The sequence below is a fragment of the Shimia sp. R9_3 genome (assembly GCF_017743755.1).
Classification (GTDB): domain Bacteria; phylum Pseudomonadota; class Alphaproteobacteria; order Rhodobacterales; family Rhodobacteraceae; genus Shimia.
In genome coordinates, this window is record NZ_JAGHRP010000003.1 from 444,039 (window position 1) to 456,115 (window position 12,077).

11 protein-coding genes are annotated in these 12,077 nt (G+C 55.3%); 10 read left to right on the plus strand and 1 reads right to left on the minus strand.

What is annotated here, in order from left to right:
* Nucleotides 1–8: 8 nt before the first annotated feature.
* From J7412_RS21855 to J7412_RS11055, 10 genes are all read left to right on the plus strand, one after another.
* Nucleotides 9–1,238 carry an FHA domain-containing protein gene (locus J7412_RS21855; RefSeq protein WP_247743870.1) on the plus strand — a complete coding sequence of 410 codons (1,230 nt, stop codon included), beginning with the start codon at nt 9–11 and terminating at the stop codon, nt 1,236–1,238.
* A complete protein-coding gene (locus J7412_RS11015; protein ID WP_209078676.1) occupies nt 1,222–2,181 on the plus strand; it encodes a protein phosphatase 2C domain-containing protein in 960 nt (319 codons plus the stop codon). The genes J7412_RS21855 and J7412_RS11015 overlap by 17 nt, the downstream gene beginning before the upstream one ends.
* Entirely contained in the window at nt 2,178–3,374 is a 1,197-nt protein-coding gene (locus J7412_RS11020) for a hypothetical protein (RefSeq protein ID WP_209078677.1), read from the plus strand. The genes J7412_RS11015 and J7412_RS11020 overlap by 4 nt, the downstream gene beginning before the upstream one ends.
* Nucleotides 3,371–5,461 (plus strand): dynamin family protein, encoded by a 2,091-nt coding sequence (locus J7412_RS11025; RefSeq protein WP_209078678.1) that lies wholly within the window; start codon nt 3,371–3,373, stop codon nt 5,459–5,461. The genes J7412_RS11020 and J7412_RS11025 overlap by 4 nt, the downstream gene beginning before the upstream one ends.
* Nucleotides 5,458–6,411, plus strand: coding sequence for a dynamin family protein (locus tag J7412_RS11030; RefSeq protein ID WP_209078679.1), 954 nt, complete (start codon nt 5,458–5,460; stop codon nt 6,409–6,411). The genes J7412_RS11025 and J7412_RS11030 overlap by 4 nt, the downstream gene beginning before the upstream one ends.
* 66 nt (nt 6,412–6,477) lie before the next feature.
* Entirely contained in the window at nt 6,478–6,837 is a 360-nt protein-coding gene (locus J7412_RS11035; RefSeq protein ID WP_209078680.1) for a hypothetical protein, read from the plus strand.
* Entirely contained in the window at nt 6,834–7,616 is a 783-nt protein-coding gene (locus J7412_RS11040; protein ID WP_209078681.1) for a hypothetical protein, read from the plus strand. The genes J7412_RS11035 and J7412_RS11040 overlap by 4 nt, the downstream gene beginning before the upstream one ends.
* A 485-nt stretch (nt 7,617–8,101) precedes the next feature.
* Nucleotides 8,102–9,079: an efflux RND transporter periplasmic adaptor subunit gene (locus J7412_RS11045; RefSeq protein ID WP_209078682.1), complete on the plus strand. Its 978-nt coding sequence runs from the start codon at nt 8,102–8,104 to the stop codon at nt 9,077–9,079.
* Nucleotides 9,080–9,166: 87 nt separating this feature from the next.
* Nucleotides 9,167–10,273 carry an ABC transporter permease gene (locus J7412_RS11050; RefSeq protein WP_280637732.1) on the plus strand — a complete coding sequence of 369 codons (1,107 nt, stop codon included), beginning with the start codon at nt 9,167–9,169 and terminating at the stop codon, nt 10,271–10,273.
* The gene (locus J7412_RS11055) at nt 10,270–11,421 is read left to right on the plus strand and encodes an ABC transporter permease (protein WP_209078684.1); all 1,152 of its coding nucleotides are present in this window, start codon (nt 10,270–10,272) and stop codon (nt 11,419–11,421) included. The genes J7412_RS11050 and J7412_RS11055 overlap by 4 nt, the downstream gene beginning before the upstream one ends.
* Nucleotides 11,422–11,426: 5 nt before the next feature.
* On the opposite strand, the gene J7412_RS11060 is transcribed toward J7412_RS11055, so the two are convergent.
* On the minus strand, nt 11,427–11,948 hold the full coding sequence (locus J7412_RS11060) for a CBS domain-containing protein (protein ID WP_209078685.1): 522 nt from the start codon (nt 11,946–11,948) through the stop codon (nt 11,427–11,429).
* Nucleotides 11,949–12,077 lie beyond the last annotated feature (129 nt).

The window sequence follows — 12,077 nt, forward strand, 5'->3', positions numbered from 1 at the left end:
AACAGCACATGAGGTTCATTCGAGATATCATCAATGAAAAGACGCAGGCCGCCGGCAGTGGTGATGCCTCAGCACTGCGCTATCCGCTGCGCTTGAGAGAAGAGGATCGCACAGACCTCTCACCAGAGCAGGAGTTGGTGGAAGAAGAGTTGTCCTCAACGGAGGCCGAGCTGGAACATGGCGCCTTTTTTGATGCCCCTGAGGCGACTCCAGCGGCAGATGAGTTCGAGGCTCCCTCGGAGGAGCCTTCTATTGATTTCTCATCCATTGCTGATGCGCTGGGCCCGCAATCTTCTATGGTTCAAGGAAGTGTCCAGACCCCGGCACAGGAGCCTCAGGAGGCCGCGCCCGTTATGGAAGGGGTTTCAGCAGGTTTGAGCCCTGAAACCGTTGAGCCTGACGTTTTTCCCGATGTTGAAGATAGCGTTTCGCAGCCAAGCGAGATGCCTAAATTGGTTGAGGCCGATGCGTTCAATTGGGCGGCGCAGAAACCGTCGACTGCGCCGACACCGTCGTTTGCCCAGCCTGCGGAAGAAGAGCCAGTGCGCGTACAGCAGAAAACCGCAGAAGATGTCGTTGTTCCTGCGGCGGAATCAGTGGCAGAGATGCCATCTATGGAGCGCTCTTCCCTGGATAGCTCTCGGAATGCTGTAGGAGCGCATCAGGCTCCAACTGTGTCCGAACAAAAAACTTCTGCGGAAATGGCTCCCTTGCAGGCTTCGGTGACTGCGCATCGCACCGGTGGCGGTCGTGGTTCCAAAGGGCGTGTCAAAACGCGCTTGCTCGGGTTTAGCGGTCCACAAAGCACAGTTCATGATCCCATGACCCAATCGCGTGAAGCGGCCCCGGCGGTGCAGGCGCAATTCCCGGTTGGATGGCTTGTTGTGGTCGATGGCCCCGGAAGAGGCGCGTCTTTTGCTTTGTTTGACGGGCTGACCCAAATCGGCCGTGGCGAAGGCCAGACAGTCCGATTGGATTTTGGCGACAATACAATCTCTCGCGAAAATCATGCGGCCATTGCTTTTGATGGCGAGCAACGCCGGTTCTTCTTTGGGCATGGCGGCAAGGCCAATCTGGTGCGTCTGAACGGCCGCCCCGTTCTGAGCACAGAAGATTTGGCGACCAACAGCGTGATCCGCATCGGCGAAACCACTCTCCGCTTTGTGGCGCTGTGTGGCGAAGAATTCTCTTGGGTGGGCCAAGATATGGAAGTTCCTGGACATGCCCAATTTGGATGATGTTTGCTTTGATGTCGTAACCGGTCTGAATATCGGTAAGCGCGAGCGTCAGGAGGATGCGGTGATTGCCGATTTTCCTCTTGGGGCGCCTCTTGGCTTTGCCGTTCTGTCTGACGGGATGGGAGGCCACGCCTCAGGCGATGTGGCCAGCGGCATCGTGGTGACAGAACTGTTTAGCGAGCTGAAAATGCTCGCTGAAAATCCAGAGGCACTAGAAGCCAACATCGGTGATGCTTTGCAGGCCGCAGTGGTGGGCGCCAATGACTGCATTCGGCTCTATGAAAAAGAGAATCCGAACGCGCGCGGGATGGGGGCAACCCTTGTGGCGCCGATCCTCTTTGGCAATCGTCTGTATTGGGTGTCGATTGGGGATTCACCTCTGTTTTTGTTTAGAGGTGGGCGGCTTTTCCGGCTGAACGAAGATCACTCTTACGCGGCGCAAATAGATGAGCTTCATGCGCGCGGGGTCATCCCATTGGAAGAAGCTCTGAACCACCCAGACCGCAGCTGCCTGATTTCGGTGATGTCTGGCGGGCAAATTGCCAAGGTCGACTACCGCACGGAGCCGATGCGGTTGCAGGAAGGGGACATATTGCTGGCTGCCAGCGATGGGCTTCTCTCCCTGACAGAGAAGCAAATCAGTAAGGTATTGAGCGATCAAAGCGGTGCCTCCAGCCAGCAAATCGGCGCGGCTCTTATGCAGGCCGTCCATGCAGCTGGAGATCCTGAACAGGACAACCTTTCGATTTGTTTGATCAAGGTGCGAAGCCGCGAGGCCATGCTTGCGCGCAAACTTGGTGAAGATGCGGAGGTATGTGATGTTGAGGACCGCTCAAAAGATGAGAGCCAAGTGGCCAGCGAAGTCATGCATATCGACCGGACGGCGCGCGCCGGCCGTGTACACACTGTCTTAAGTCTTTCGCGGAAGGTGAGAAACGCATGAGGGGTCAACAGCAACGCGTTGTGCAGGAGTTGCGAGAAGCGCTTGATCAGGGCCGCATTGGTGGACGGCATCAAGCCATCGGCGCTCAACTGATCAATCATCTATCCGATGCGGTGCGCGTTGTGCTGCTCGGAAGACCTGGTAGTGGGAAATCTTCTGTTGTGAATATGATGCTGGGTGAGGACCTATTGGGTAGCTTGCCGCAGGCATCTGTGACCGAAGTTTCCTACGAAGAGACCAGGCAAGTATCTGTGGAGTGGAATGATGGCACGGTGCAGTCCTTCGAGAGCAATCAAGTATTTACGGGAGATGCGCGCCGTCTGATCGTCACACTGCCGCACTTGTTGCTAAAAACACACAGCTTTTGCGAAGTGAGCCTGCCGGAAGACGTAAGTCAACAGGCGGAGTTGTTCGATTATGCGTTGCAAAAAGGGCAGGTGTTTATCTGGTGTAGCGAGGCGTTTGATGAGGCAGAGCAAGGCATTTGGGCAAAGGCGCCGGATGCGGTCAAAGATCATAGTGTGCTCGCTCTGACGAAAGCGGACCGCCAGATCATGAAAGGTGATCTGGCCCAGAAAATCGCGGATCTCGAAGCCGTCACTGAGGATGAATTCCTTGGCCTCTATCCTGTAGCCGCGCTGCACGGGCTGAAGGCACGAATGCCTGAAAGCGAACAGCCGGAGCTTTGGGAAGCGTCAGGCGGAAAAGATTTGTTTGAAGCGGTTCAGGCACAGGTGAATTCCGGCAGAGCGGCCGAGCTGGATCGTGCGGCTTTGTTGCTCGCGCAATTGGCGTCTGAAAGTGCGAGCGCTGCTAAGGTCTCGTTTGACGCGCCGACCCGCTCAACCGAGATTTTGGATCCGGCGGCTGAACAGCAGGCAGAGATGCTGGAGCAGTTGCAGGGGCAACTGGTCTCTTTTGCTAAGGGTCTCATGGCAGAGCTGGATGAAGGCAAGACGCCAGATGCCAAGATCGTGCTGCAGCAATGCACAAATGCGGTGCGTGAGATTGTGGGGACATTGGAACCTCAGGTTGGGCAAAGCGCTGATTTTGCGTCTCTGCTTGATGACGCGAGAGATGGGGAAGACATGCTGATGCTGTTGCAAGTGGAGCAAGGTCCCACTGCTGCCGAGGACGCGATCTTCCTGATGTTGCAGCTGAAAAAAGAAATCGGAGCGAGGGCACAGGCATGAACTTTCAACTGAGACAGGCCCCTGAAACCGAGGTGCGCGCTCCAAAACGGCTTGTAAACCTGCGATCTGGGCTGGAAACGCTGGAAAATTTCGGTGCAAATCTTTGCGCTTTGGATGAGCTGCTGAGAGACCTGTCGCAAATGACCGGAGACAACGCAACACGTGCGGTGGAGCGTTTGCGTAAAGATATTGCCGGGTTCGAACCTACGATCACTGTGCTGGGGCAGGTCAAATCCGGCAAAACAACGCTGGTCAACGCTTTGGCAGGCTGGTCCGATCTCCTACCGTCTGATGTGAACCCCTGGACCTCTGTTGTAACGTCGTTGCATTTGAAACCAGCTTCCAAACCATCTGAAACCGGTGCGTCCTTTCGTTTCATGAAGGAAACGGATTGGGACCGACTCCTCAATCAGGGTGGACGGATTGGCGAGATGGCCAGCCGTGCGGGTGCTGAGAGTGAGCTCAAAAAGATCGGCGAGCAAATCGAGAAGGTGCGGAGCAAAGCGCAAAACCGTCTTGGTAAGAAGTTTGATTTGCTGCTCGGGGAAACCCATGACTACGGCTATTTCGACAAAAATCTGCTCGAGCGTTATATCGTAATGGGAGATGACTTTGGCGTAGAAGATGACGCGCAGGCCGATCAAGGGCGCTTTGCTGATATTGTCTCCTCTGCTGATCTGTTCCTGAATTGTGAAACCGTGCCGGTGTCCTTGTGCCTGCGGGATACGCCAGGTGTGAATGACACCTTTATGATGCGTGAGCAGGTCACCATTCAGGCTATTCGCGACAGCAAGATGTGCGTGGTTGTATTGTCTGCGGGGCAGGCTCTGACATCCGTGGACATGGGCCTCATCCGCCTGATTTCGAACCTTAAATCGCGCAATGTTCTGATCTTTGTGAACCGCATTGACGAACTCTCCAATCCTGCACAGCAGATCCCCGAGATCGAAGCGAGCATTCGGCAAACGCTGCGCGACAAGCAGGGGCCTGAAAACGCGCAAATTCTCTTTGGCAGCGCCTATTGGGCCAACAAGGTGCTGACCGGCAGCATTGAGGGAATGCCTGAGGTGTCGAGCCGGGCGCTGTTTGAGTGGGCCGAAGTCGCGCTTGACCCGCAATACAGCCAGACTGATCCCAACGAAATGGTGTGGGAGCTTTCAGGTGTGAGCGCGCTGTTTCGCGCCGTTTCCGAAAGGATATTAGAAGAGCAGGGCATGCCGTTTCTTGAGAAAACAACAGGTGCCGCGCTGACGATTGCCACCAGCCAAATGGCGGCTGGGATGGTCAATATCTCAAGCGACGGGAGTCGTGCGCAAACGCTGACGACATATGATGCCATTCAGGCCTTTGAAAAACTCACGGCTTTCCATGCCGATGCGTTTCAGAAGGAGTTGGGCGCGGCGATTGCTGAGTTTCATATGAGAGCGGACCGAGCACATGCCAAATTTATAGACCGGGCCTTGCGATCCCTCCTGAGTCACTTGGAAAACTATGGCAATCATATCGTCTGGGACTACGACCCGGTTGGGCTGCGGATGTTGTTGAGATCCGCGTACACCGTGTTTGGTGCGAACGTACGATCTGCCTCTGAGGGGCGGTTTGAGGCGGCCATGACGGATATTGCCATGCTCTATACCGATGCGTTTGGCAGCGCGGTGCAGGGCATACAGATGGCGCCACCAGCCCTACCAAACATGCCTGCGCCGGTTGCGTTCGGTCAAACCATCGCGCTTGATTTCAATGATGGGTGGTGGATCTCCTGGTGGAACCGGATCCGCGGACACAAGGCTTTTGCCAAGCGGTTCCAGAACCTCATCGCGCGCGAGACTGAGGATTTCATGCGTCAGTCCAAGGAAATTCAAACTGCTCAAGTGCGCGAGATGGCAGCGGTCACCTTGCAAGATTTCTTTGCGCAACACCGGGACATCATGAAGGAAATTAGCGTGGACCCACGCGGGGGTGACCTGCAGAAACTGTTCCACAGCGGAGAAGAGGGCCAGAAACGCGAAAAACTTGAGCGGCTGATAACGGAATTCGAGGAATTGCGAGATAAAAGCAGGACTGGGCTTGAAGGACACTGCGCATGACACAGCCGAATTCCGACCATCTGACCCAGACTGACGCCGTGGCTGACCGTAAGCCGCGGATTGCTTTGATGGGCGAATTCAGTGCCGGTAAGAGCACGCTGATGAATCTCCTTCTTGGCGGAGAGCCAATGCCTGTGCGTATCACTGCGACACGTGTTCCGCCTGTTTGGGTGACTTTTGGTACTGAGGCCGCGACCCGTATTCTTGAAGATGGGTCCTCGGAGGCTCTTGAAGTGGAAGGGTTTGCGGAAGCACCGGTTGAAGGGACGCGGTTGATCCAACTAGCAATGGATGCGGACATTCTTCAGCTCTGTGATCTCATCGATATTCCCGGAATTTCCGATCCGAACATGAAGCACGAAGACTGGATGGGGTTGCTGGATGAGGTAGACTGTGTCCTTTGGTGCACGCACGCAACGCAGGCTTGGCGACAGTCGGAAGCGGCGTTGTGGGAGCAGGTTTCCGCTGCCGTAAAGGGGCCGAACTATCTGGTGGTCACACAGTATGACAAATTGCGTGCCGAGCGTGATCGAGCGCGGGTTCTTGCACGGCTCAATGCGGAAACAGAAGAGCTTTTTGCAGCCATACTTCCGATTGCGACATTAGACGCAGTGAATGCAGGGCAGGATGAAGAGGCTTGGAAAGCAAGCGGTGGCGCCGATTTGGTGGCGCAGATCGTACAAGCGTTGGTGGCGCTGACACAACCTGAGAGCGCTTTAGGGAGTGAAGTCCACTCAGGCGGTAAGCTGCAGGATGAAGAACATCCGCTCGATGCTGACAGTGCGATTGAGGATGCTCCAGACGAAGAGCAGGCAACCGCAGAAGCTGCGTCGCAAAACCGTGTTGTGCCACGCCGCGTGCGCCCGAAAATCAGTAACCCAGAGCGACCGCCAGCGCCGCCAAAGGAGCTGCCACCCTTGAGTGTGGTCACGCCATTGGAGGATCACTGATTTGTTTGGCGGGGGTAGATCAACTGTCTCGGGTGCGTCGTGTAAGAGGAAAGGTGGGCGACGAGCGTGAATATTGCAGCACAAATTGATGTGTTACGTGCAGAAATTCCCGGCTGCCGTGTGGTGGCCTTTGCGGACCTAAAAACACGCCTTGTGCTCAAGGCGTCTCACCAACCTGATGTGCGGCGTGAAACGCTTGATCAACTCTGTATCCAGGCAGCGCAGAGCTTTGATCTGTTGTCGGGTGAGGGCGTTTCTATTCCGGAAGACGCGTTTGCATTGTCGCCCGAGGACATGCGTATTTTTATGCGTGATGCGGCGGGCACGTCCGATTTGTTGTGTTTTGTTTGTGGCCTAGAGAGCGACCCTGATCAGGTCGTGGCTATGGGGCGTAAGGTGCTTACTTCATTGACGGTCCCGTCATGATGGCCGCGCGGAAGGGGCATAAGACCGAGGTGAGGCAAGTCGACGATGGCTTTGCCGATGCGATCCGATTGTTTGCACAAGATCGGAACGGGTACTATGGCACGTGGCATGTCTTTGAAGGCACTCAAGATCTTTTGGCGGCAATTGTCGCTGAGATAGGTGAAACGGTTCTCGCGCGTCGCATCGCCGTGTTTGGGAAAGAAGAAAATGTGCGGGTGCTTCTGGCCATCAGCAACCGCCACCTCGTTGATATCGAGGGCGTTGGCCCGCAATTGGAAGATGCGAATGGCGCGGCGGTAATCGAGCTGTTGAGTACAGCTTTCGCAGGATGCGCAGCGCTGAAGTTTGAGATCGTTGAGCGCAGCCCGGAGCTGCCCGAAACAGGCCGCTCTTGGTCGCATGGGTCACTTTTGAAAGCCATGCATGAGGGAAGAGAGCCAGACGGGCAGAGGCAAGTCTTGGAGACACTCAGAGACAAGCTAAAGGCTATGGCTCTGTCTTGGCGTGATGTCGCTCCTGCGGGAGGGCAACCACTCTCAGATGGTAACCCCGAGGATCTTGGACTGATTGACCGATGTCTCGCGCGCGCTTCAGATAACACTAGCAAACAAAAGCTCTGGAAACCTGCGAATGCGACCCTCAACATGCTATCTGTTGCGGACGATCGCGTGCTTGTTCTCCTTGAAACGCCTGAAGGCAACTTGGGTGTCGTATGTCGCGCCAGTCACCGTGCCGCGATATTTGAACTTTGGCGCGCGTTCGCAAAAGCCACTTCATAAGGCTGCGGTGCATGGCTGGTGTTTTAATTTGGTAACCTCTGTTCGGTCCGAAACTCACAGTTGCTCTGTCCGAAAGTGCTAAACTCTTGTCCGTCCTAATCATGTGCGGTGTGAATGGAATTGCCCATATTTGCTGTAACTTGAAGTGGGGATTTGAGCCGGATCGAACGGCATCCGACTGAAGGAGTGTACCAACACAGAATGCTATTGATCTGAGCGAGCGATGTAGCGGAGCTAAAATGGCCTGTCGTGTCTCTTTGTCCTCGCCTTAAAAAGTATGGGGTTTGAACCAGATTTCCAAATTCGACTTTTGCGGCAGTAGCATTTTACTTCCGCGCCCCGACTATCCGCGTACCCTATCTCGTTCTTCCACGTGGATGATCGGGGCTCCAATTTCAGGCTTCTGGAGCATGCGGCAGCCTCTCTCATTGGCTCGTTGAGTGGCTTGCTGCTCAGGGGGCAGCAAAAACAGACGGAACGATCACATGTCGGTAAAAAAACTTCTTGCCGTTTTTCTAATCCTTGCAGCCGCCATTGGCGGTTATTTCTATTATGAGACCCAGGGGCCTGCCGCCTTGGTGGTGCAGGGCGAAGTTGAAGCCACGCGCATCGATTTGGCGGGGAAGGTTTCCGGCCGTGTCGCAGAAGTGAACGCTGACTTTGGTGATCGCGTTGCTGCCGGAGATGTCGTGGTTGTTTTGAACAGCCCTCAGCTCGAAGCTTCGCTTGCCAGTGCAAAGGCTGCACAGCGTGTGGCGGTCGCGAATCGTGATCTTATCTTTGCCACCCGGCCAGAGACGATTGATGCGCGAGCAGCCGAGTTTGAGCGTGCGAAAGCGGATCTGGTGCTCGCCGAGAAAGTCTATGAACGTATCCGCCAGCTTACAGAGCATTCAACAGCGTCTATTCAGCGTCTTGATGAGGCATCCAACACCCTTAGTGCCGCAAAGCAGAATGTTCTGGCCACAGAGGCCAATCTGCGCCTTGCGCAAAACGGTAACAGCGTGGAGCAGAAGGCGGCGGCAGAGGCGCAAGTTCTGCAGGCGGATGCGAGTGTGTCGCGCACAAAGACGGATATTGCCGAACTAACCATTTCGGCACCGATCAACGGGCAAGTCACCGCGCGTCTTGCGGAACCTGGCGAGCTGTTTTCTTCCGGCGCGATTTTGATGTCGATTGTGGATATTGATAATGCTTGGTTCACCTTTAACCTGCGCGAAGATCTGTTGAACGGGCTTAACGTTGGGCAAGAACTCGACGTTCAAATTCCTGCACTCAACAATCGGGTGATCCCCGCGAAGGTCACCGCCGTCAATGCCGAGGGCAACTATGCAAACTGGCGCGCTACCAAAGCCACGGGTGATTTTGATCTGCGCACGTTCTCTATTCGTCTGGAGCCGATTGAGCGTGATGTGGAGCTGCGCCCTGGCATGAGTGCGCTGATTGCCTGGAAGAGACGCTGAGCCATGGCGCGCCCACTCCCTGCCGGCTTTTGGCGTGTTTTCCGCAGAGAACTCAGACGGATACAGGCGCGCCCCAATCTTGCATTTATGCTTGGGCCGTTTCCTCTGTTTTTGATGTTGCTGCTATCCGCGGTTTTTTCTGTGGGGTTGCCGCGTGATCTGTCGGTTGCGGTTGTCGACAACGACGGCACGTCGTTGTCGCGACAGGCGATCCGTATGGTGGATGCAACACCGGATGTCACGGTGACGCTGCAGATGGCAAACCTGGCAGAAGGCAAACAGGCGATCATTCGCGGTGATGTCTACGCGGTCATCCTCTTTCCTGAAAACATGGAGAGAGACTTACTGAGCGCGCGCCAGCCAGAAGTCGTTACCTTTTACAACAATCAGCTTTTGACGATTGGCGGCATAGTCTCCCGCGCAACGCGGCAAGCGCTTTCGACCTTTTCTGCCGGTGTCTCGGTGCGTGTGTTAACAAGCAATGGTTTAACCCATGAGGCGGCGCTTGAAGCCATTCGCCCAATCCCCTTGCAGCAAAGCCCGCTGTTTAATCCGGCGCTGGATTACACTCAGTTCCTGCTCGCAGCGCTTATGCCGACTGTTCTTTTGATTTTTATCAGCGCGGGAGCCGCGCTGAATGTCGCGCGGGATTTGCAACAGCACAATGGCGCGCGGAATCTGGTGCGTTTGGGAGGCTCGGCGCTGCCTGCTTTGGCGGGCAAATTGACACCTTACCTATTGGCGTTTTTACTGACGCTTATCTTTGGCGACGCCATTCTATTTGGCTACTTTGATGCCCCGTTTCAGGGGAGTATGCTGCTGCATGTGGCGTACTCGTTGCTGTTCATCGCAAGTTCCCTTTGCTTGGGGGCATTCATTGCGACGGTGGCTGGCGATACGGTTGCTGCACTTGGCATGACCGGCGTTATGACTGGCCCTGCCTTTGGTTTCGCCGGGATCAGCTTTCCACGCATTATGATGAACAACTTTGCCTGGGCCTGGGGCGGTTTGCTGCCCTTGATTCCGTATCTGCAATTGCGGGTGGATCAGGTTTTGCGCGGAACCCCAATTGAGACGTCGCTTCCAACCTTGGGATGGTTGGCGCTGCAAATGCTGGTGTACGGCGGGTTAGCGCTGTTACTGCTTAAACGCAAAGCTTCACGTCCTGAGCCGTCCAAGGAGGCTGCCGCATGAAGATGTTTGTGTTGGCGATGATGGATGCCCTTAAGCGCCTCTTCGCAAACAAGGGCGCCCGGATGACCATGGTGGTGTCGATCCTGATTTATGCTTGCTTGTACCCGCAGCCCTATCGGGGCGAAGTGGTACGCGATGTGCCGATTGTGGCGGTTGATCAGGACGGATCCACCGCGAGCCGTGAGTTTTTGCGCCGGATACACAACAGCGATAGCGTCGAGATCATTGCCACCGTTGACGGGCTGCCTGTGGCAGAGGCAATGTTCTTTGATCGCAAGGCTTATGGTGTTGTGATTGTGCCTCCGTCCTTTGAGCATGACCTTCTGAAAGGGCAAAATGCGCCGGTGGCCGTTTATGGCGATGGTGGCTACTTTCTAATCTATGGAGCATTTGTGGCTGCGGCGAACAACGCAGCGCAAAGCTTAGGCGCTGAAATTCGACAGCAGAGGCTTGCATCCGCAGGATTGGATACGGATGCGGCACAGACGCTTATATCGCCGATTAATCACACATCTGTGGCGCTCTTCAATCCGCAAGGCGGCTTTGGTAGCTATGTTGTGCCAGCAGCATTCGTTCTGATTTTGCAGCAGACCCTGCTGATGGGTATCGCCATCATGCACGCGGGCCAGCAGGCCCGCCCTGGTATCCAGCGAGTTGCGACCCCCGCCGCTTATGTACTTTTGTATCTTGTTTGGATCGTTGTGACGCAGCTCGCATTGCCTGCGATCTATGGCATTCCCTGGATTGGCAACCTCTGGACGCTGTTTGCCGTTGCGGTCCCCTTTTTGATTGCGGTGAATGCGATGGGGTTCGCGTTGACCCATTTGATCCGAAGTCGGGAAAGTGTGGTCTTCTTCCTTGTTGTGCAGGGGATGCCACTTTTCTTCATTGCCGGCGTTGCCTGGCCGATGGAGAGCATTCCTTGGTGGATCGCCTGGGCCGCCCATATTGTTCCATCGACCTCAGCGATTGATGCGTTCTTGCGTGTGGATCAGATGGGGGCGTCTGTTCAGGACGTACTGCCAACCATCCGTCTGCAATTGGCGTTGGCTGTTGGGTATTGGTGTATCGCGTATGTTCTACACGGTCGGCAGTTCCCCAACGTGCAGGGGAACCACCTGAAACCCGCTGATACGCAAACTCTGTAGGCGTATCAGCCGACGATGAGCTGTTTGAGTTGGAGTGCTTCGTGTTCCAGCTCTACAAGACGGTAATTGACCACATCTCCGATGGTGACCATTCCGGCCAAACCGGTCTGGTCCATCACCGGCATGTGGCGGAAACGGCCCTCTGTCATGCGCCGCAGCACGTCGACCAGCGAGTCGTCAATTGTGCAGGTTTGGACGTTTGTCGTCATCACGTCTTCGACCTTTTGTGGAAGCGTTTGGCCGGGTGTTTCCGCGAGTTTGCGGACGATATCGCGCTCAGATAAAATGCCGATCAACGCTCCATTCGCATCCGTCACCAGCAGAGCACCAATGCGGCGCTCTTTCAGGACCTTTACCGTTGCTCCCAAAGTGTCTTGCGGACGGATCGAGAAGACGTCTTTGCCTTTTTGGTTGAGCACCATCTGCACGGTGGCCGTCGTGGCCGAGGTATTCGTGCTTGCGGTCTGGCTGAGCGTCCGCTGTTTTTCTTCGGATTGGCGGTTTGGGGCCTGATAGGAACTTGGCATGTTTGGGCTCCTTGCGTGTTCAATATTCTAACGATATGCCACCAGCCTATACGCAAGATCCGCGTTTTGGGGACTTTTCTTTGCCTGATTTGATTCTTTCGCCCGCTGTTGCAACGGTTCTGTTTGTGC

Bases quoted from the DNA above. Each gene is read 5' to 3' on its own strand.
- J7412_RS21855 (WP_247743870.1), top strand. From the start codon at position 9: ATGAGGTTCATTCGAGATATCATCAATGAAAAGACGCAGGCCGCCGGC.
- J7412_RS11015 (WP_209078676.1), top strand. From the start codon at position 1,222: ATGCCCAATTTGGATGATGTTTGCTTTGATGTCGTAACCGGTCTGAAT.
- J7412_RS11020 (WP_209078677.1), top strand. From the start codon at position 2,178: ATGAGGGGTCAACAGCAACGCGTTGTGCAGGAGTTGCGAGAAGCGCTT.
- J7412_RS11025 (WP_209078678.1), top strand. From the start codon at position 3,371: ATGAACTTTCAACTGAGACAGGCCCCTGAAACCGAGGTGCGCGCTCCA.
- J7412_RS11030 (WP_209078679.1), top strand. From the start codon at position 5,458: ATGACACAGCCGAATTCCGACCATCTGACCCAGACTGACGCCGTGGCT.
- J7412_RS11040 (WP_209078681.1), top strand. From the start codon at position 6,834: ATGATGGCCGCGCGGAAGGGGCATAAGACCGAGGTGAGGCAAGTCGAC.
- J7412_RS11045 (WP_209078682.1), top strand. From the start codon at position 8,102: ATGTCGGTAAAAAAACTTCTTGCCGTTTTTCTAATCCTTGCAGCCGCC.
- J7412_RS11050 (WP_280637732.1), top strand. From the start codon at position 9,167: ATGCTTGGGCCGTTTCCTCTGTTTTTGATGTTGCTGCTATCCGCGGTT.
- J7412_RS11055 (WP_209078684.1), top strand. From the start codon at position 10,270: ATGAAGATGTTTGTGTTGGCGATGATGGATGCCCTTAAGCGCCTCTTC.
- J7412_RS11060 (WP_209078685.1), bottom strand. From the start codon at position 11,948: ATGCCAAGTTCCTATCAGGCCCCAAACCGCCAATCCGAAGAAAAACAG.